Annotated in this window: 16 protein-coding genes; 12 read left to right on the top strand and 4 right to left on the bottom strand. The window is 70.7% G+C overall.

Annotation, left to right across the window (positions count from 1 at the left end):
• Positions 1 to 7 precede the first annotated feature (7 nt).
• The 3 genes from PV679_RS19550 to PV679_RS19540 all read left to right on the top strand — a co-directional run bounded on the left by PV679_RS19550 (position 8) and on the right by PV679_RS19540 (position 7,146).
• Positions 8 to 736, top strand: a complete 729-nt coding sequence (locus PV679_RS19550; RefSeq protein ID WP_319681600.1) for a VIT1/CCC1 transporter family protein — start codon at positions 8 to 10, stop codon at positions 734 to 736.
• A 397-nt stretch (positions 737 to 1,133) separates the two neighbouring features.
• A complete protein-coding gene (gene gltB / locus PV679_RS19545) occupies positions 1,134 to 5,693 on the top strand; it encodes a glutamate synthase large subunit (protein ID WP_319681599.1) in 4,560 nt (1,519 codons plus the stop codon).
• A complete protein-coding gene (locus tag PV679_RS19540) occupies positions 5,686 to 7,146 on the top strand; it encodes a glutamate synthase subunit beta (RefSeq protein WP_319681598.1) in 1,461 nt (486 codons plus the stop codon). Before gltB ends, PV679_RS19540 begins: the two co-directional genes overlap by 8 nt.
• 179 nt (positions 7,147 to 7,325) lie before the next feature.
• Here PV679_RS19540 and PV679_RS19535 read toward each other — a convergent pair whose 3' ends face one another.
• Positions 7,326 to 8,240 carry a rhomboid family intramembrane serine protease gene (locus PV679_RS19535; protein ID WP_319681597.1) on the bottom strand — a complete coding sequence of 305 codons (915 nt, stop codon included), beginning with the start codon at positions 8,238 to 8,240 and terminating at the stop codon, positions 7,326 to 7,328.
• Positions 8,241 to 8,464: 224 nt separating this feature from the next.
• Between PV679_RS19535 and PV679_RS19530 the strand changes: the two genes are divergently transcribed.
• The 5 genes from PV679_RS19530 to PV679_RS19510 all read left to right on the top strand — a co-directional run bounded on the left by PV679_RS19530 (position 8,465) and on the right by PV679_RS19510 (position 12,865).
• Positions 8,465 to 9,013 (top strand): HutD family protein, encoded by a 549-nt coding sequence (locus PV679_RS19530; RefSeq protein ID WP_319681596.1) that lies wholly within the window; start codon positions 8,465 to 8,467, stop codon positions 9,011 to 9,013.
• 95 nt (positions 9,014 to 9,108) lie between these two features.
• Entirely contained in the window at positions 9,109 to 9,609 is a 501-nt protein-coding gene (locus tag PV679_RS19525; RefSeq protein WP_319681595.1) for a pyridoxamine 5'-phosphate oxidase family protein, read from the top strand.
• A 329-nt stretch (positions 9,610 to 9,938) separates the two neighbouring features.
• Positions 9,939 to 10,142: a cold-shock protein gene (locus tag PV679_RS19520; protein ID WP_015607926.1), complete on the top strand. Its 204-nt coding sequence runs from the start codon at positions 9,939 to 9,941 to the stop codon at positions 10,140 to 10,142.
• A 93-nt stretch (positions 10,143 to 10,235) separates the two neighbouring features.
• The gene (locus tag PV679_RS19515; protein WP_319681594.1) at positions 10,236 to 11,783 is read left to right on the top strand and encodes a DEAD/DEAH box helicase; all 1,548 of its coding nucleotides are present in this window, start codon (positions 10,236 to 10,238) and stop codon (positions 11,781 to 11,783) included.
• Positions 11,784 to 11,950: 167 nt separating this feature from the next.
• Entirely contained in the window at positions 11,951 to 12,865 is a 915-nt protein-coding gene (locus PV679_RS19510; RefSeq protein WP_319681593.1) for an aminoglycoside phosphotransferase family protein, read from the top strand.
• A 72-nt stretch (positions 12,866 to 12,937) separates the two neighbouring features.
• Here the strand turns inward: PV679_RS19510 and PV679_RS19505 are convergent, their stop codons facing one another.
• A complete protein-coding gene (locus PV679_RS19505; protein WP_319681592.1) occupies positions 12,938 to 13,834 on the bottom strand; it encodes a helix-turn-helix transcriptional regulator in 897 nt (298 codons plus the stop codon).
• A 180-nt stretch (positions 13,835 to 14,014) separates the two neighbouring features.
• Here PV679_RS19505 and PV679_RS19500 point away from each other — a divergent pair, with 180 nt between their 5' ends.
• The 4 genes from PV679_RS19500 to PV679_RS19485 all read left to right on the top strand — a co-directional run bounded on the left by PV679_RS19500 (position 14,015) and on the right by PV679_RS19485 (position 17,505).
• Complete coding sequence (locus PV679_RS19500; RefSeq protein WP_319681591.1) at positions 14,015 to 14,896, top strand: aldo/keto reductase; 882 nt, start codon at positions 14,015 to 14,017, stop codon at positions 14,894 to 14,896.
• 276 nt (positions 14,897 to 15,172) lie between these two features.
• Complete coding sequence (locus PV679_RS19495; RefSeq protein ID WP_319681590.1) at positions 15,173 to 15,562, top strand: ribonuclease domain-containing protein; 390 nt, start codon at positions 15,173 to 15,175, stop codon at positions 15,560 to 15,562.
• A 21-nt stretch (positions 15,563 to 15,583) separates the two neighbouring features.
• Positions 15,584 to 15,970: a barstar family protein gene (locus PV679_RS19490; protein ID WP_319681589.1), complete on the top strand. Its 387-nt coding sequence runs from the start codon at positions 15,584 to 15,586 to the stop codon at positions 15,968 to 15,970.
• Positions 15,971 to 16,230: 260 nt separating this feature from the next.
• Complete coding sequence (locus PV679_RS19485; RefSeq protein WP_319681588.1) at positions 16,231 to 17,505, top strand: APC family permease; 1,275 nt, start codon at positions 16,231 to 16,233, stop codon at positions 17,503 to 17,505.
• Positions 17,506 to 17,638: 133 nt separating this feature from the next.
• Here PV679_RS19485 and PV679_RS19480 read toward each other — a convergent pair whose 3' ends face one another.
• On the bottom strand, positions 17,639 to 18,406 hold the full coding sequence (locus PV679_RS19480) for an FAD:protein FMN transferase (RefSeq protein ID WP_319681587.1): 768 nt from the start codon (positions 18,404 to 18,406) through the stop codon (positions 17,639 to 17,641).
• Positions 18,399 to 18,719 (bottom strand): FMN-binding protein, encoded by a 321-nt coding sequence (locus tag PV679_RS19475; protein WP_319681586.1) that lies wholly within the window; start codon positions 18,717 to 18,719, stop codon positions 18,399 to 18,401. The genes PV679_RS19480 and PV679_RS19475 overlap by 8 nt, the downstream gene beginning before the upstream one ends.
• Positions 18,720 to 18,747 lie beyond the last annotated feature (28 nt).

The following is an 18,747-nucleotide window of genomic DNA, read 5'->3' as shown; positions in this document are numbered from 1 at the left end:
GAGAAGCATGTCCATCATCGAGACCGAGGCGACGCTGCACGTGGCGCACCGCGACAATCACACGCACCGCGATGTGAACGGTGGCTGGCTGCGCCCCGCGGTGTTCGGCGCGATGGACGGACTGGTCTCCAATCTGGCGCTGATGACCGGTGTCGCGGGCGGCGCGGTCTCCCAGCACACTCTTGTGATCACCGGGCTGGCGGGACTCGCGGCGGGCGCCTTCTCGATGGCCGCGGGCGAGTACACCTCGGTGGCCTCGCAGCGGGAGCTGGTCCAGGCGGAGCTGGATGTGGAGCGCCGGGAACTGCGCAGCCATCCGGCCGACGAGATGGAAGAGCTCGCCTCGCTGTACGAGTCGCGGGGCGTGGCGCCCGAGCTGGCCCGCGAGGTCGCCAGGCAGCTCTCGAAGGATCCCGTGCAGGCCCTGGAGATCCACGCGCGCGAGGAGCTCGGGATAGACCCGGACGATCTGCCGTCACCGCTGGTCGCCGCCGTGTCGTCGTTCGGCTCCTTCGCCCTGGGCGCGCTGCTTCCGGTACTGCCGTATCTGCTGGGCGCCACCGCGCTGTGGCCCGCGTTGCTTCTCGCGCTGATCGGGCTGTTCTCCTGCGGCGCGCTGGTGGCGCGAGTGACCGCGCGTAGCTGGTGGTACAGCGGACTGCGTCAGCTCGTCCTCGGCGGGACGGCCGCGGCGCTCACCTACGGGCTGGGTGCGGCATTCGGCGCGGCGCTCTGACCTGCGGGAATCCTATGGAGAGCCGGGCGGCGGATCATCCGCCGGCGCCGCCAGGAGGGAACGCCGGCCTGTGACACATCTCCCCAAGCGCTTGCGTCCTCCGAATGAGACACTATTCTTCGGCGCCCATATGTAGCCGTTACCCGGCGGTTTCGAATCCTTAATCACCGGGCATGAGCCGTAGGCGCTGCGGGCAACGAAGCCTACTTCGCCAAGCCGATCGGACGACGATCTGTCCGTCTGCGTCCCTCATCCACCGCTTTGCGCGGTGTCCGCATGTTGGAATGAGCTATCCGCTTCCTGAGAAGCCGCCCATCATGTAACCTGCACGAAATTTCTCGGAGGGCCAGCGTCGTCCCTCGGTACCGCATATGCCACGACGACGACGGGAGAGCCAATGCGTTCCGACGCCTGGTCGCCCATGGACGGTCGCCCCGCCTCGCAGGGGATGTACGACCCCCGTAACGAACACGACGCCTGTGGTGTCGGGTTCGTGGCCACCCTCACCGGTGTACCCAGCCACGCGCTGGTGGAGCAGGCGCTGACCGTACTGCGCAATCTTGAGCACCGCGGCGCCACCGGCTCCGAACCCGACTCCGGCGACGGCGCCGGGATACTCCTCCAGGTACCGGACGCCTTCCTGCGCGAGGTCGCCGGATTCGAGCTGCCCGAGGCCGGTTCGTACGCCGTCGGCATCGGCTTCCTGCCCGCCGGCGACGCCACGGCGGCCGTCTCGCGGATCGAGACGATCGCCGCCGAAGAGGGCCTGACCGTCCTCGGCTGGCGCGAGGTCCCCGTCGCACCCGAGATGCTCGGCGCCACCGCCCGCTCGACGATGCCGGCCTTCCGCCAGCTCTTCGTCACGGACGGCGCCAGCACCGGCATCGTCCTGGACCGCAAGGCGTTCCTGCTGCGCAAGCGCGCCGAGCGCGAGGCCGGGATCTACTTCCCGTCGCTCTCCGCCCGCACGATCGTCTACAAGGGCATGCTCACCACCGGCCAGCTTGAGCCGTTCTTCCCGGACCTCTCCGACCGCCGCTTCGCGACCGCGATCTCGCTGGTCCACTCGCGGTTCTCCACGAACACCTTCCCGAGCTGGCCGCTCGCCCACCCGTACCGCTTCGTCGCGCACAACGGTGAGATCAACACGGTCAAGGGCAACCGCAACTGGATGCGCGCCCGTGAGTCCCAGCTCGGCTCCGCTCTCTTCGGCACCGAGAAGCTGGAGCGGATCTTCCCGATCTGCACACCCGACGCCTCCGACTCGGCCACCTTCGACGAGGTCCTTGAGCTGATCCACCTCGGCGGCCGGTCGCTGCCGCACTCCGTGCTGATGATGGTCCCCGAGGCGTGGGAGAACCACGACTCCATGGACCCGGCCCGGCGCGCCTTCTACCAGTTCCACGCCACGATGATGGAGCCCTGGGACGGTCCGGCCTGTGTCACCTTCACCGACGGCACCCAGGTCGGCGCGGTCCTCGACCGCAACGGTCTGCGGCCCGGCCGCTACTGGGTGACCGACGAAGGACTGGTCGTCCTCTCCTCCGAGGTCGGCGTCCTCGACATCGACCCGGCCAAGGTCGTCCGCAAGGGCCGCCTCCAGCCGGGCCGGATGTTCCTCGTCGACACCGCCGAGCACCGCATCATCGAGGACGACGAGATCAAGGCGTCCCTCGCCGCCGAGAAGCCCTACCAGGACTGGCTGGGAGCCGGCGAGATCGAGCTGGAGGACCTGCCCGAGCGCGAGCACATCGTGCACACCCACGCCTCGGTCACCCGCCGCCAGCAGACCTTCGGCTACACCGAGGAAGAGCTGCGCGTCCTGCTCGCCCCGATGGCCCGCGCCGGCGCCGAGCCCATCGGCTCCATGGGCACGGACTCGCCGATCGCCGCGCTCTCCGCGCGGCCCAGGCTGCTCTTCGACTACTTCACCCAGCTCTTCGCCCAGGTCACCAACCCGCCGCTGGACGCCATCCGCGAGGAACTCGTCACCTCGCTGCGCTCCTCCCTCGGCCCGCAGGGCAATCTGCTGGAGCCGACCGCCGCGTCCTGCCGCAGCGTCACCCTGCCCTTCCCCGTGATCGACAACGACGAGCTGGCCAAGCTCGTCCACATAAACGCCGACGGCGACATGCCGGGCATGAAGGCCGCCACGCTCTCCGGGCTCTACCGGGTCGGCGACGGCGGAGAGGGCCTCGCCGCCCGGATCGAGGAGATCTGTGCCGAGACCGACGGCGCGATCGAGAGCGGCGCCCGGATCATCGTCCTCTCCGACCGGCACTCGGACGCCGAGCACGCGCCCATCCCCTCTCTGCTGCTCACCGCCGCCGTGCACCACCACCTCATCCGCACCAAGCAGCGCACCCAGGTGGGCCTGCTGGTCGAGGCCGGTGACGTCCGCGAGGTGCACCATGTGGCCCTGCTCATCGGATACGGCGCCGCCGCCGTCAACCCGTACCTCGCCATGGAGTCCGTCGAGGACCTCGTCCGCGCCGGTACGTTCATCGAGGGCCTGGCGCCCGAGCAGGCGATCCGCAACCTGATCTACGCGCTCGGCAAGGGCGTCCTCAAGGTGATGTCCAAGATGGGCATCTCCACCGTCGCCTCCTACCGGGGCGCGCAGGTCTTCGAGGCCGTCGGCCTGGACCAGGCGTTTGTCGACAAGTACTTCAACGGCACCGCCACCAAGATCGGCGGCGCCGGTCTCGATGTCGTCGCCACCGAGGTCGCCGCCCGGCACGCCAAGGGCTATCCGGCGTCCGGGATCTCCGCGAGCCACCGCAAGCTGGAGATCGGCGGCGAGTACCAGTGGCGCCGCGAGGGCGAGCCGCACCTCTTCGACCCGGAGACCGTCTTCCGGCTCCAGCACGCCACCCGCTCACGCCGTTACGACATCTTCAAGAAGTACACCGGCCGTGTGAACGAGCAGTCCGAGCGGCTGATGACACTGCGCGGCCTGTTCAACCTCGCCTCGGACCGGACACCGATCTCCATCGACGAGGTCGAGCCGGCCTCCGAGATCGTCAAGCGCTTCTCCACCGGCGCCATGTCGTACGGCTCGATCTCCCGCGAGGCACACGAAACCCTCGCCATCGCCATGAACCAGCTCGGCGCCAAGTCCAACACCGGCGAGGGCGGCGAGGACGCGGACCGGCTGTACGACCCGGCCCGCCGCTCCTCCATCAAGCAGGTCGCCTCCGGCCGCTTCGGCGTCACCAGCGAATACCTGGTCAACGCGGACGACATCCAGATCAAGATGGCGCAGGGCGCGAAGCCCGGCGAAGGCGGCCAGCTTCCCGGCCACAAGGTCTATCCGTGGGTCGCCAAGACCCGGCACTCCACACCCGGTGTCGGTCTGATCTCTCCGCCGCCGCACCACGACATCTACTCCATCGAGGATCTCGCCCAGCTCATCCACGACCTCAAGAACGCCAACCCCGGCGCCCGCATCCATGTGAAGCTGGTCTCCGAGGTCGGTGTCGGCACCGTCGCCGCGGGCGTCTCCAAGGCCCACGCCGATGTCGTACTGATCTCCGGACACGACGGCGGCACCGGCGCGTCCCCGCTGACCAGCCTCAAGCACGCCGGCGGTCCCTGGGAGCTGGGCCTCGCCGAGACCCAGCAGACCCTGCTGCTCAACGGCCTGCGCGACCGGATCGTCGTCCAGACCGACGGCCAGCTCAAGACCGGCCGTGACGTGGTCATCGCCGCGCTCCTCGGCGCCGAGGAGTTCGGTTTCGCGACCGCGCCGCTCGTCGTCTCCGGCTGCGTCATGATGCGCGTCTGTCACCTGGACACCTGTCCGGTCGGTATCGCCACCCAGAACCCGGTGCTGCGCGAGCGGTTCTCCGGCAAGGCCGAGTACATCGTCAACTTCTTCGAGTTCATCGCCGAGGAGGTCCGTGAACTCCTCGCCGAGCTGGGCTTCCGCACCCTCGAAGAGGCCGTCGGCCACGCCGAACTGCTGGACACCGAGCGGGCCGTGAACCACTGGAAGGCCCAGGGCCTCGACCTCAGGCCGCTCTTCCATGTGCCGGCCCTGCCCGACAACGCCGTACGCCACCGCGTGATCAGCCAGGACCACGGCCTGGAGAAGGCCCTGGACAACCAGCTCATCAAGCTCGCCGCCGACGCCCTCGGCGCCGACAGTGCCGAGGCCGCGCAGCCCGTGCGCGCCCAGATCGGGATCCGCAACATCAACCGCACCGTGGGCACCATGCTCGGCCACGAGGTGACCAAGAAGTTCGGCGGCGCGGGCCTGCCCGACGACACCATCGACATCACCTTCACCGGATCGGCCGGCCAGTCCTTCGGCGCCTTCCTGCCGCGCGGCGTGACACTGCGGCTGGAGGGCGACGCCAACGACTACGTCGGCAAGGGCCTCTCCGGCGGCCGGATCGTCGTCCGTCCCGACCGCGGCGCCGACCATCTCGCGGAGTTCTCCACCATCGCGGGCAACACCATCGCCTACGGCGCGACCGGCGGCGAGCTGTTCCTCCGCGGCCGCACCGGCGAGCGCTTCTGCGTCCGCAACTCCGGCGCCACCGTCGTCTCCGAAGGCGTGGGCGACCACGGCTGCGAGTACATGACCGGCGGCCACGCCGTGGTCCTCGGCGAGACCGGACGCAACTTCGCCGCCGGTATGTCCGGCGGCACCGCGTACGTCATCGACCTCGACCCGGACAACGTCAACGCGGGGAATCTGGCGGCCGTCGAGCCGCTCGACGACTCCGACAAGCAGTGGCTGCACGCCGTGGTGCACCGCCACCAGGAGGAGACGGGCTCCACCGTCGCCGGAAAGCTCCTCGCCGAGTGGGACACCGCGGTGGACCGCTTCAGCAAGATCATTCCGACCACGTACAAGGCAGTGCTCGCCGCCAAGGACGCCGCCGAGCTGGCCGGTCTCTCGGAGACCGAGACCACCGAGAAGATGATGGAGGCGGCGACCCATGGCTGACCCGAAGGGCTTTCTCACCACCGGGCGCGAGGTCGCCCCGACCCGTCCCGTCGAGGAGCGCGTCAAGGACTGGAACGAGGTCTACGTTCCGGGCTCGCTGCTCCCGATCATCAGCAAGCAGGCCGGCCGCTGCATGGACTGCGGCATTCCGTTCTGTCACAACGGCTGTCCGCTGGGGAATCTGATCCCCGAGTGGAACGACTACGCGTACCGCGAGGACTGGACGGCGGCGAGCGAGCGGCTGCACGCCACCAACAACTTCCCGGAGTTCACCGGCCGGCTCTGTCCCGCACCCTGCGAGTCCGCGTGCGTGCTCGCCATCAACCAGCCCGCCGTCACCATCAAGAACGTCGAAGTCTCCATCATCGACAAGGCGTGGGACAGCGGCGACGTCACTCCGCAGCCGCCCGAGCGGCTCTCCGGCAAGACCGTCGCCGTCATCGGCTCGGGCCCGGCGGGCCTGGCCGCCGCCCAGCAGCTCACCCGGGCGGGACACACCGTCGCGGTGTACGAGCGGGCCGACCGCATCGGCGGACTCCTGCGCTACGGCATCCCCGAGTTCAAGATGGAGAAGGTGCACATCAACCGGCGCATCGAGCAGATGCGCGCGGAAGGCACCAAGTTCCGCACCGAGGTCGAGGTCGGCCGCGACATCGACGCGGCGAAGCTCCGCAAGCGGTACGACGCCGTGGTCATCGCGGCCGGCGCGACGGTCTCGCGCGACCTGCCCGTCCCCGGCCGTGAGCTGAAGGGCATCCATTTCGCGATGGAGTACCTGCCGCTCTCCAACAAGGTGCGGGAAGGCGATCTGACGGTCTCGCCGATCACCGCCGAAGGCAAGCACGTGGTGGTCATCGGCGGCGGCGACACCGGCGCGGACTGCGTCGGCACGGCCCACCGCCAGGGCGCCGCCTCCGTCACCCAGTTGGAGATCATGCCGCGGCCCAGCGACGAGCGGCCCGGCCACCAGCCGTGGCCGACCTTCCCCATGCTCTACAAGGTCACCTCCGCGCACGAGGAGGGCGGTGAGCGGCTCTACTCCGTCTCCACCACCCACTTCGAGGGCGACGAGGACGGCAATGTCCAGTCGCTGCACCTCATCGAGGTCGAGTTCACCAACGGCAAGCTGGAGCAGAAGCCGGGCACCGAACGCTCGATCCCGGCGCAGCTCGTCACGCTCGCCATGGGCTTCACCGGCACGGACCAGGAGAACGGACTGGTCGAGCAGTTCGGCCTGGAGCTCGACGAGCGCGGCAACATCGCGCGGGACGCGGACTTCGCGACCAATGTGCCCGGTGTGTATGTCGCCGGTGACGCGGGCCGCGGCCAGTCACTGATCGTCTGGGCCATCGCGGAGGGCCGCTCGGCCGCCCGCGGCGTGGACCGCCATCTCACGGGCGCCAGCGATCTGCCGGCCCCGATCCGTCCGACGGACCGCGCTCTGACAGTCTGATCCCACCGTCGGCCGCTCCTCGTGAGCGGCCGGCCCGAAGAGACGTCCCGTACAACGGCGTACGGGCGGTGTCGGCCCGGGGAACGCTCCCGGGCCCTCCGCAGGACGCGGCGCCTGCCCCCAGTCCCCGACCGGACCGACGGCAGGCGCCGTGGCATGTGGCCCAGGACCCGCCGCGGCTACGCCGGACCGGCCGTCAGCGCGGATGTCTTGAGCACCACCAGCACGATCAGCAGGACCAGCAGCGCCGTACCCGCCGCGACCTGGACCGCCGTCCGGTGCTTCGCCGGGCCGTAGGCGAGCGCCAGTGTCACCGCGCCGCCCGCCAGCAGCCCGCCCAAGTGTCCCTCCCACGAAGCGAAGCCGGCGGAGATCAGCATCCAGATCAGAAAGCCCGCCATGAAGCGGTTCACTTCACGCATGTCGTGATGCAGCCTGCGGTGCGTGACATAGAACGCCGCTCCGAGACCGAACAGCGCTCCCGAGGCGCCCACCACGGTGTCCAGCGGCGCGATCAGATACACCAGCACCGAACCGCCGAGCGCGGACAGCAGATACACCGCGAGATAGCGGGCCCGTCCCAACTGCTCCTCCGCTAAGCGCCCCAGACTCCACAACGCGAACATGTTGAAGATGACGTGCGTCACCCAGAAGCCGCCCTCGGTGGCGGGCATGTGCAGAAACGCGCCGGTGATCAGCCGGTACCACTCGCCGTCGGCCACACCGACCGTCCGCAGCTCCGGGAAGCCCGGCTCGTACAGATACGCGGCGCCGTCCGGGCCCACCATGCCCCGGCCGAGCATGCCAAAGCGGTCGACGAGCTCCGGCCTGGCCAGCTCGGCCAGATAGACCAGGACATTGACCGCGATCAGCGCGATCGTCACCACCGGAGCGGAAACCCCGGACACCCGGCCGCCGAAGACCGTACGCGCCTGCCGGACCGACCTCTGTCCCTCCCGTACGCACTCCACGCACTGATGGCCGACAGCGGCCTCCCGCATGCAGTCCGGGCATATGTACCGGTCGCACCGCGCACAGCGCACGTATGTCTCGTACGTGGGATGGCGATAACAGGTGGTGACAGCGGCCTCCATGGCCGGCTCCTTCATGACGGGTCGGACAGCGAGCCGGTGGGGCGGCGCCGATCAAGTTAGCGAACCGCACTGACAGCGCACCACCGGCGCCGGCTCGTCCGGGCGGGCATCGCGGCGCCGTCCCTCGCGTAACCTCGACGACGCCCGAGCGTCCACCGGATGGAAAGCCTGTTGGGGGTCCTGTCATGACGCCACGCGTCCTGCGTGCCGAAGGACGGCCGGCGATGCCGTGGAAGAACGGCGGCGGAGTCACCCGCGAGATCGCGTCCTGGCCCGAGGACGCCGGCTCCGGCGGCTCCGGCGGCTTCGGCGGTTTCGACTGGCGGATCAGTCTCGCGGAGGTCGCGGCCGACGGTCCTTTCTCCGCCTTTCCCGGTGTCGACCGGACACTGACCGTGGTCGAGGGCGCCGGCCTGGACCTCACCGTCGACGGCGGACGCCGGCTCGCCGCCGAGCGCTACGCGCCGCTGCGCTTTCCCGGCGATCTGCCCGCCGACTGCGTGCTGCGGGCGGGACCGGTGGTCAACGTCAATGTCATGTGCCGCAGAGGCCGTACGACCGCGGTGATCGCGGTCGTACAGGGCAGCCGCCAGCTCGTCGTGCCACCGGGAGCGACCGTCGTGGCAGTCGCCCTGGAGGGTCCGACGGCGCTCGGGGACTCCATCCTGGCCCGCTACGACGCGGCGGTCCTCACTCCGGGAGAGCCGGGCGCCGGACCGGCGACGCTGCGCACCGGAGGATGCGCGGCACTCGTCACGCTCCGGCCCGCCTGAACGCGGAACCGGTACGCCGGCCGGTCGGGCCCGGCTCGAAAAGCCGGGCCGAAAAGCAGACAGAAGATGTCCGGTATCCACGGTTGGCTGGGACCATGAATCTCACCTGGGCGGATTTCCGGTCCGCGGAGCCGGTCTTCGCCGATACCGTGCGAGAGCGGTTCGAGAAGCACACCCACCATGTCCTGGCGACACTCCGCAAGGACGGTTCGCCGCGGGTCACCGGGCTCGAAGTGTTCTTCCGCTTCGGTGAGCTGTGGCTCGGCATGATGCCGCATTCCCGCAAGGCCGAGGACCTGCTGCGCGATCCGCGCTTCGCCGTCCAGGCGAACCCGGGTGAAGGCGACGGTATGGAGAGCGGCGACGCCCGGGTCGGCGGCCGGGCGGTGGAGGTGACCGACGAGAGCGTGATCGCCCGGTTCGTCGCGGAGGCCGGGCCGCCGCTGCCCTTCCATCTCTTCCGCGTCGAGCTCTCCGAGGTCGTACAGACCCGGGTCGAGGGCGAGGAGCTGGTGGTACGGGTCTGGCGGCCGGGCCGCTCCCTGCGCACCGTACGGCGCGGAAACGGCGACAGCCCGGCGCGCGTGGACCCGTGATCACCGGACCCGGCGGCCCCGGGACGCCGGGCTCGCCGGTGCTCACGGGCCGCCGCTGCCCGCGATCATCCGGCGCTCCGGCCGCCGGGCATCCGCGATCACCCGAGTGCCCGGGTCAACCGGCCCGTGCCCCTCGACGTCCGGCCGACGTGGCGTGCTAGGCTGACTCCGTTGCAGTTTTGGTACCCATGAACTTTATGTGCGCCTGACGGGAATGTTCCTCAGGCGCATTATTGTTTTCGCCGGCTTCTCCGGATGGGGCTCAATGCGGCGACGAGGAATTCGTAAAGTGCGGATTTCCGGCTCTGCACCTGTTTTAGGAGAATGACATGGCTACTGGCACCGTGAAGTGGTTCAACTCGGAAAAGGGCTTCGGCTTCATTGAGCAGGACGGCGGCGGCGCCGACGTCTTCGCCCACTACTCCAACATCGCCACCCAGGGCTTCCGCGAGCTCCAGGAGGGCCAGAAGGTCTCGTTCGACGTCACGCAGGGCCAGAAGGGCCCGCAGGCGGAGAACATCGTCCCGGCCTAATTTCCGGACGTGTACCTCGCAGCCGGGGCCCGCACCGTGCAGGTGCGGGCCCCGGCTCGCGCTGTCCTCAGGCCCAGGAAGGCTTTTTTCCGAATGACTCGATCCGAACGCCCGGCCCGTGCTGCCCGACCCGCCGGCAAGCGCCCGGTGAATTCCCGCGCCAACGGACCGGCGAAAGGCTCGGCGAAAACTCCCGCCCGCCGCGCGTCCGTACGCCCGCAGGAATTCACGCTGCCGGAGACCATCACCCCCGCACTGCCCGCCGTCGAGGCGTTCGACGAGCTGGACATGCCCGGCGGCCTGCTGAAGACCCTCACGGCCCAGGGCGTGACCGACCCGTTTCCCATCCAGGGCGCGACCCTGCCGAACTCCCTCGCGGGCCGGGACATCCTCGGCCGCGGGCGTACCGGCTCCGGCAAGACCCTCGCCTTCGGCCTGGCGCTGCTCGCGCGTACCGCCGGCCGGCGCGCCGAGCCCCGCGCGCCGCTCGCGCTGGTGCTCGTGCCCACGCGTGAGCTGGCCCAGCAGGTGACCGACGCGCTCACGCCGTACGCGACCGCGGTGAACCTGAAGCTGGCCACGGTGGTCGGCGGCCTCTCGATCAGCAAGCAGGCCGGCGCGCTGCGGCGCGGCGCCGAGGTGCTGGTCGCGACGCCCGGACGGCTCAAGGACCTCATCGAGCGCGGCGACTGCCGGCTCGACCGGGTCTCGATCACCGTGCTCGACGAGGCCGACCAGATGGCCGACATGGGCTTCATGCCGCAGGTCACGGCGCTGCTCAAGCAGGTCGAGCCGGACGGTCAGCGGATGCTGTTCTCGGCGACCCTGGACCGCAATATCGACCGGCTCGTCCGGCTGTATCTGACGGACCCGGTCGTCCACTCCGTCGACCCGTCCCAGGGCGCGGTCACCACGATGGAGCACCATGTGCTGTATGTGGCGGACGAGACCGACAAGAAGGCCGTCACCGCACGGATCGCGGCGCGCGACGGCCGGGTGCTGCTCTTCCTGGACACCAAGCGGTCGGTGGACCGGCTGGTGAAGCGGCTGCTGGCCAGCGGCGTACGGGCCGCCGGGCTGCACGGCGGCCGCTCCCAGCCGCAGCGCAACCGGACCCTCGACCAGTTCAAGAGCGGCCAGGTCACCGCGCTCGTCGCGACCAATGTCGCGGCCCGTGGCATCCATGTCGACGATCTCGATCTCGTGGTGAACGTCGACCCGCCGGTGGACCACAAGGACTATCTGCACCGTGGCGGACGCACCGCCCGTGCGGGCGAGTCCGGCAGCGTGGTGACACTGGTACTGCCCGAGCAGCGGCGCGAGATGACCCGGCTGATGTCCGACGCAGGCATCGCACCCAGATCGGCGCGGATCAAGTCCACGGACGAGGAGCTGGCGCGGCTCACCGGCGCGCGGGAGCCCTCCGGGATCGCCGTCACCATCGAGGTGCCCCAGCCCGCCGCGCAGACGAAGCAGAAGCCGAGGACGACGTCACGTCCGGCGCGCAAGGGCACGGGCACCGGCGGTGGCTCGGCCGCCGGCGGCGGCGCTCCCCGGCTGGGCGGCGCCGCACGCGGCGGCCGTGGACGGCGGGGCCGTCCGGGCCGAGGCGCCGAAGGCGGCCGCCGCACCGCGGCCTGACCCCGGACCGCCCGCGACACGGACACCGGTCCGCGCCCGCGGACCAGGACGAAAGCCCGGCACCGCGCCTCGCGCGCCGCCGGGCTTTCGTGCGTCCCGCCGGGGTGCGGAACATCAGCCACAGCCGCTCCGCCGTGGGACGTCCGGCGACGCTATCGTTGCCTCGCATGATCCACACCGAGATCGAGGTCACCGCGGAGTTGGTCCGGGATCTGCTGCGCGACCAGCACCCCGGCCTGGCCGATCGCCCGCTGAGGTTCGGTGCGCGTGGCTGGGACAGTCAGATGTGGCGGCTCGGCGACGACCTCGCCGTCCGGTTGCCCTGGGCGACACAGTCCGCGGACGCGCTGCTGCGCAAGGAGCACGCCTGGCTGCCCGTGCTCGCCCCGCACCTTCCTCTCCAGGTCCCTGTCCCGCAGCACCTCGGCGAGCCCTCCGAGCGGTTTCCGCGCTCCTGGATCGTGACCACCTGGGTGCCGGGCGCGCCCGCCGACCAGGCCCCCGCCACGCGCGCCGAGGAGGCGGCCGACACCTTGGCCGCCTTCCTGACGGCGCTGCACCGCCCCGCCCCGGACGGGGCGCCCGCCGGTCGTGGCCGCGGAGGGCCGCTGGCCGACTACGCCGAGCAGTTCGCCGAGCAGCTCAACTCCGCTACTGAGCTGGGCTTGATCCCGGACCCGGACGCCGTCCGCGCGGTCTGGGAAGACGCCGCCGCCGCGCCCGGCTGGGCGGGCCCGGCACTGTGGCTCCATGGCGACCTGCATCCGGCCAACGTTCTCACCGCGGACGGCACCTTCTGCGGCGTGATCGACTTCGGCGACCTCTGCGCGGGCGATCCGGCCTGCGACCTCGCCGCTCCTTGGGTACTGCTGCCGGACGGCGCCGCCGACCGTTTCCATGCGGCCTATCAGCCGACCCCGGACGCCGCGACCTTGCGTCGCGCCCGCGGCTGGGCGGTGCTGCGCGCTCTCGTCTGTGTCCTCGTCGGAGACGCCGGTGTCCACGGCCGCCCCGGTGGCAAGCCCACCTGGGGCCCGCCCGCTCACGCCACGCTGCGACGCCTCATCGCGACGGCCCGCTGAACGACCGGCCCGCTGAACGACCGGCCCGCTGAACGACGGCCCGCTGAACGACCGGGCCGAGCAGGCCGCCCGTCAGGGCTGCCGGGGTGACGGTTCGCCGGTGGATTCCGCGTCCCGCTCCTGTCCGGTCGTGGCGGACCAGCTCGCGAGCAGCTTCAGGCCGTCCTCGGCGGCGGTTCCGGGTGGCGCGCTGTAGACGACCACGCTCAGGCCGCTTTCGTCCGGCAGGCTCATGGTCTCCTGATCGAGTTCCAGGTCGCCGACGAGCGGATGGTGGAGGAGTTTCGTGCTCTGGCGGAAGACATGCACGTCCTGGGATCCCCACATCACGCGGAAGGCGTCGCTGCGGGTGGACAGTTCACCGATCAGGTTCGACAGGTCCCGGTCGTAGGGGTTCTTCCCCGCCTCGATGCGCAGCGCGCCCACGGCGAAGCGCGCCATGCGCTCCCAGTCGGTGTAGAACCGCCTGGCCGCGGCGTTGAGGAACGCGAACCGGGCGACGTTCGCCCCGCAGGTCGGGTCGGCGTACATCTCCGAGTACAGGGCCCGGCCCAGCCGGTTGGCGGCCAGCGTGTCGAGGCGGTTGTTCATCACGTACGCGGGCAGCTCCGGCATGCCTTCGACGATCCGCGCGACGCTCGGCCGCACCGTCGGCCGGACCTCCCGCCGGGTCCGCGCGGCGGGCACCGGTCCCGCGGCGCGGGCGAGGTCGTACAGGTACATGCGCTCGGTGTCGCCGAGCCGCAGGGCCTGGGCGAGGGCGTCCAGCACGCTGTCGGAGACACCTCTGAGATTGCCGCGCTCCAGGCGCGTGTAGTACTCGACGCTCACCCCGGCGAGCGTCGCGACCTCACCGCGGCGCAGTCCTGGCACCCGCCGCTGACCGTACACCGGCAGACCCGCCTGCTCGGGAGTGATCTTGTCGCGGCGGGAGCGGAGGAATGAGCTGACTGCGTCCCGGTGGTCCATGAGGACAGCGTAGGCAGACCGCGCGGCGGGTGGGGGACCCTGCCAGTACCCCTCACAGCGAAGACTCCTCCGGCACGGCCGTCTCCCGTTGCATGGTGCGTGCCCCGGTCCTCCGGGGCCCGACCGGTGCGAGGACGTACGCGCCCCGGTCGGCCGACCGTCTCCCGAGCGAGGACCGCCATGACCGGCAAGAGCCCGACGATCACCTTGAACAACGGCGTCCGGATGCCCGCCCTGGGCCTCGGCGTCTACCAGAGCACCCCTCAGGAAACCGCCGGCGCGGTGGCGACCGCGCTGCGCGAGGGCTACCGCCTGATCGACACCGCCGCCGCGTACTTCAACGAGAAGGAGGTCGGCGAGGGCATCATCCGCTCCGGCGTCGACCGCGACGAGGTCTTCGTCACCACCAAGCTGTGGCTGACCGACTACGGCTACGACACCACTCTGCGCGCCTTCGACACCAGCCTGGCCGGCCTCGGCCTGGACCACCTGGATCTCTACCTGCTCCACTGGCCGGTCCCCGCCTCGTTCGACGAGACGGTGGCCTCCTGGCGGGCGGCTCAGAAGCTGCTCGCCGACGGCCGTGTGCGCGCCATCGGCGTCAGCAACCACAAGACCGAGCACCTGCGCCGCCTCATCGACCGCACCGGCGTGGTGCCCGCTGTCAACCAGGTCGAACTCCACCCGTACTTCGCGCAGCGCGCGCTGCGCGAGGCCGCCGCCGAACTCGGCGTCGTCACCCAGGCATGGTCCCCGCTGGGCGGAGTGAACATGTACTGGGAGGACGGCCGCAACGCGGCCAGGAACCCGCTCGATCACCCCACCGTCACCGAGATCGCCGCCCGGTACGGCAAGACGGCGGCCCAGGTCGTGCTGCGCTGGCATCTGGAGCACGGCCTGTCCGCGATCCCGAAGTCCGTCCGCCCGCACCGCATCGCGGAGAACTTCGACGTCTTCGACTTCGCGCTCACGGCCGACGAGGTCGCGGCGGTCGACGCGATCGACACCGGAGTGCGCGGCGGGCCCGACCCCGACGCGGTGGGGCCCGCCGACTTCAGCTGAGTCGCCGCCTCGCGCCTCGCTCCGGCGCTGCCCGCGGAGCCGATCGGCTCCCGGCGGACGGCCGTCGGCACGACCGCCGGAGGCCCGCGCGACTCCAGGTCACAGCCGCGGCCGGGCCCGAGAGGGCTCGGCCGCCGGTTTTCGTCCGACGGCCGGTACGGCTCCGCCCGGCCGGTGTACGGCGCGCGAAGGTCCCACGGCGGCCGGTTAACTTCCCGGAAATTCCCTGGAGTTGGCATTGACGTGTACGCGTCTACGCGCGTCATCATGGTGCTCATGCGAATTCCCCCACGTATCGCCGCCCTCGGCGGCCTCGCGGCCCTGGCCTCCACGCTCCTTGTCGGCGGAGTCTCCGCCACCGCTACCGCCGCTCCCTCCGCGGTCGGCAGCATCTGCTACTCCAAGCTGCCGACCCAGGCGCACCACACCCTCGACCTCATCGAGGCCGGCGGCCCCTACCCGTACTCGCAGGACGGAGGCGTCTTCCAGAACCGGGAGCGTCTGCTGCCGAGCCAGTCGAGCGGCTACTACCACGAGTACACCGTCGTCACGCCGGGCTCTCCGGACCGTGGCGCCCGCCGCATCATCACGGGCAACAAGAACAACGAGGACTACTACACCTCCAACCACTACGCGTCGTTCTCCCTCGTCAACTACGGCTGCTGAGCGGAAGGTAATCTCCGCCTCATGACGGTGACGTATGTGATCGACGGGGCGGAGGTCACCGACCTCGATCGCTTCTGGCAGGTGATCGGCGCGGCCGTGAACGGGCCCGGCGGATATTTCGGGCGGAATCTCGACGCGCTCGCGGACTGTCTGCACGGCGGGTACGGAACGCCCGACGACGGCGACTTCGTCATCGAATGGCGCCGGCACGAACTCTCCCGCAGGTCACTCGGCCAGGAGGAGACCGCGCGTACGCTCCAGCGGCGGCTGGCGCGTGCGCATCCCGACAACAGGGCCGCTCTCCAGGCCCGGCTGGACGAAGTCCGGGCGGGCCGGGGGAGCACCGTCTTCGACGAGCTGGTGAGGCTCATCGAGGAGGAAGCGCCCGGGGTGCTGCGGCTGAACTGATCAGGTGTCACGGATCGGTTCGGCCGCGGTGGCGGTCGCCACGGACCACCGCTCGGCCCGGGACCGGGCCGCCCGGCCCCCGGCGCTCGCCTCGGCGGATCCGTCACCAGCGGCGCGAAGCACGCGAGTTCGCGGAATCCTGGAGCTGGAACAGTCGTGATCCTGGCTCCGCCACCACTGATGCTCTCGTGGCCCCGGCCGGACACCTCGCTCCGTTACCGTGCGCCCGGATCGACGACCGGTGCGAGAAGGAGTGAGCGATGAACACGGCGGGGGTCCCGGCGGGGGCGGGCGCGATGAAGCGGCGCCTCGGTGTGCCTGACGCCGTGATGATCGGCTTGGGCTCCATGATCGGGGCCGGGATCTTCGCCGCGCTCGGCCCCGCCGCCGGCGCCGCCGGTTCCGGTCTGCTGATCGCTCTGGCCCTGGCCGCGGTCGTGGCCTACTGCAACGCGATGTCCTCGGCCCGGCTGGCCGCCCTGTATCCGCGGTCCGGCGGTACCTACGTCTACGGCCGTGAACGCCTGGGCGACTTCTGCGGCTACCTCGCCGGCTGGGCGTTCGTCGTCGGCAAGACCGCCTCCTGCGCGGCCATGGCCCTCACGGTCGGTGCCTACCTGTGGCCGGGCCAGGCGCACGCGCTGGCGGTGGCCGCCGTGCTGGCGCTGACCGCGGTGAACTACACCGGGGTGCGGAAGTCCGCGCTCCTCACCCGAGTCATCGTCGCGGGCGTCCTGGCCGTGCTCGCCGCTGTGGCCGTCGCCGCACTGACCTCCGCCGCCGCGGACGCCTCGCGGCTGGACATCGGCGCGGACGCCACCGTCGGCGGGGTGCTCCAGGCAGCGGGACTGCTGTTCTTCGCCTTCGCCGGATACGCCCGCATCGCCACTCTCGGCGAGGAGGTCCGGGACCCCGCCCGCGCCATCCCCCGCGCCATCCCGATCGCGCTCGGCATCACCCTCGCCGTCTACGCCCTCGTCGCCACCGCCGTCCTCACTGTGCTGGGCTCCGGCGGACTGGCGGACGCCACCGCCCCGCTGCCGGACGCCGCACGGGCCGCGGGCGCCGACTGGCTGTCGCCGGTCGTCCGCGTGGGTGGTGCCGTCGCCGCGCTCGGCTCACTGCTCGCGCTGATCCTCGGGGTCTCCCGCACCACTCTGGCGATGGCCCGGGACGGGCACCTGCCGCACCTCCTGGCGGCCGTCCACCCTCGATTCGGGGTCCCGCACCGCGCCGAACTGGCTGTCGGCGCCGTCGTCGCCGTACTGGCCGCGACCATCGACGTACGCGGGGTGATCGGCTTCTCCTCCTTCGGCGTCCTGGCCTACTACGCCGTCGCCAACGCCTCCGCCTGGACCCTCACCCGGGAAGAGGGCCGGCCGAACCGCCTTGTCCCGGTCATCGGCCTGGCCGGCTGCGCGGCCCTTGCCTTCGCGCTGCCGCCGGTCACTGTCATTTCCGGCGCCGTGGTCCTGATGCTCGGAGCTGCCGTCTACGGCGTGCGGAAGGCCAGGACGAACGGCTCGCGCCACTGACGATTCCCCTGTCCCGGCGTCAGTCGACCGTAACCCGGTGCTCGGGTGGGCGGGGCTGAGACTGATGCCGTTCGCGGAGGCCGATCTCCTCGGAGGGTGACCGGGACGCGCGGCATCGCGTCCGTGTCTCGTGTCATGTCTCATGGCGGCGAAAGCCCGGTGTACGCCATTCCCGGCCGTCGGGCAGGACGGCGAGAGCTTCGTAGCCGTCCAGTGCCTCCAGCCACTCCCGCGCGCCGTCGCCTCGGGCGAACGCGGCGGTGGCGTAGCTGTCGGTCAGAGTCAGGCGGGGGCCGACGAGGGTGAGGGAGGCGAATGTGGTGACGGGTGTGCCACGGTGCGGGTCGAGGATGTGGGCGCCGCGTTCGGCGGTGCCGGAGGTGGCGACGGCCAGGTCGCCATGGGCGGTGACGACCGTGGCCAGTTCGCCGTGACGCAGCGGGTGCGCGATGCCGATGCGCCACGGCGTGCCGGGGGCCGGCCGGCCGCGGAGCTGGATGTCGCCGCCGCCGTTGACGCAGGTGTGGTGCGCGCCCGCGTCGTGGAGGAGCCGGGACGCGGCTTCGGTGGCCCAGCCTTTGACAAGCCCCGAGGGATCGAGGGTTCCTGCGGGGATGACGCTGAACCAGCCGTCGGTGTCGTGGGTGGCCTGTGCGCACAGGAACAGGACTTCGTGGACTTCGGGCGGGCAGTCGCCGAGACGGAGGTCGCCGCGGTCGAGGCGGCTGATGTGACTGTCGGGCCGGTAGGTGGAGAACACCGCGTCGATGCGGTGGAGCTGTCGCACGGCCTCGGCGAGGGCGTGGTGGATGGCGGGGGTCGGCTTGTCCCTGATGTCGAAGGAGAAGACGGTGCCCATGACGTGCTCGACGTGGCGCAGTCCGCGTGTGGTGTCAGTCATGGACCTGGTCCAGGGCGCTCTGGAGGGACTGGATGTAGCCCTCGCTGGTGTAGCTGGCTCCGGAGACGGCGTCGATGTGCGCGCTCTGGGCGCCGATCGCCTCCTGGCTGAGGCGGGGCAGGGCATAGGAGGCGATCTGCTGGTCGCGGCCGCTCCGGTCGGGGGCCTGGAGGACTCTGATCGAGGTGATCCTTCCCCGGGTGAGGGTGGCGGCCACCTGAACGGTCCCGTACGGGGTGTCGATGGGATCCCCGGTGAACGTGCCCGTACCGGTGGGCGTGCCCGGCGCGGTCGGGGGCGTGCTTTTATACACATTTTAAGTTACAAAAAAAAACCCTTTG

It is taken from the genome of Streptomyces sp. AK02-01A (assembly GCF_033795305.1).
In the GTDB taxonomy this organism is placed as follows: domain Bacteria; phylum Actinomycetota; class Actinomycetes; order Streptomycetales; family Streptomycetaceae; genus Streptomyces.
Note: the sequence above shows the minus strand (reverse complement) of the source record. Positions and strands in the feature narration are given on the sequence as shown.

Coding starts and splice junctions, on each gene's coding strand:
- PV679_RS19505 (WP_319681592.1), bottom strand. CDS start 13,834: ATGGACCACCGGGACGCAGTCAGCTCATTCCTCCGCTCCCGCCGCGAC.
- PV679_RS19525 (WP_319681595.1), top strand. CDS start 9,109: ATGAATCTCACCTGGGCGGATTTCCGGTCCGCGGAGCCGGTCTTCGCC.
- PV679_RS19480 (WP_319681587.1), bottom strand. CDS start 18,406: ATGACTGACACCACACGCGGACTGCGCCACGTCGAGCACGTCATGGGC.
- PV679_RS19500 (WP_319681591.1), top strand. CDS start 14,015: ATGACCGGCAAGAGCCCGACGATCACCTTGAACAACGGCGTCCGGATG.
- PV679_RS19515 (WP_319681594.1), top strand. CDS start 10,236: ATGACTCGATCCGAACGCCCGGCCCGTGCTGCCCGACCCGCCGGCAAG.
- PV679_RS19490 (WP_319681589.1), top strand. CDS start 15,584: ATGACGGTGACGTATGTGATCGACGGGGCGGAGGTCACCGACCTCGAT.
- PV679_RS19535 (WP_319681597.1), bottom strand. CDS start 8,240: ATGGAGGCCGCTGTCACCACCTGTTATCGCCATCCCACGTACGAGACA.
- PV679_RS19530 (WP_319681596.1), top strand. CDS start 8,465: ATGCCGTGGAAGAACGGCGGCGGAGTCACCCGCGAGATCGCGTCCTGG.
- PV679_RS19550 (WP_319681600.1), top strand. CDS start 8: ATGTCCATCATCGAGACCGAGGCGACGCTGCACGTGGCGCACCGCGAC.
- PV679_RS19540 (WP_319681598.1), top strand. CDS start 5,686: ATGGCTGACCCGAAGGGCTTTCTCACCACCGGGCGCGAGGTCGCCCCG.
- PV679_RS19520 (WP_015607926.1), top strand. CDS start 9,939: ATGGCTACTGGCACCGTGAAGTGGTTCAACTCGGAAAAGGGCTTCGGC.
- gltB (WP_319681599.1), top strand. CDS start 1,134: ATGCGTTCCGACGCCTGGTCGCCCATGGACGGTCGCCCCGCCTCGCAG.
- PV679_RS19510 (WP_319681593.1), top strand. CDS start 11,951: ATGATCCACACCGAGATCGAGGTCACCGCGGAGTTGGTCCGGGATCTG.
- PV679_RS19495 (WP_319681590.1), top strand. CDS start 15,173: ATGCGAATTCCCCCACGTATCGCCGCCCTCGGCGGCCTCGCGGCCCTG.
- PV679_RS19485 (WP_319681588.1), top strand. CDS start 16,231: ATGAACACGGCGGGGGTCCCGGCGGGGGCGGGCGCGATGAAGCGGCGC.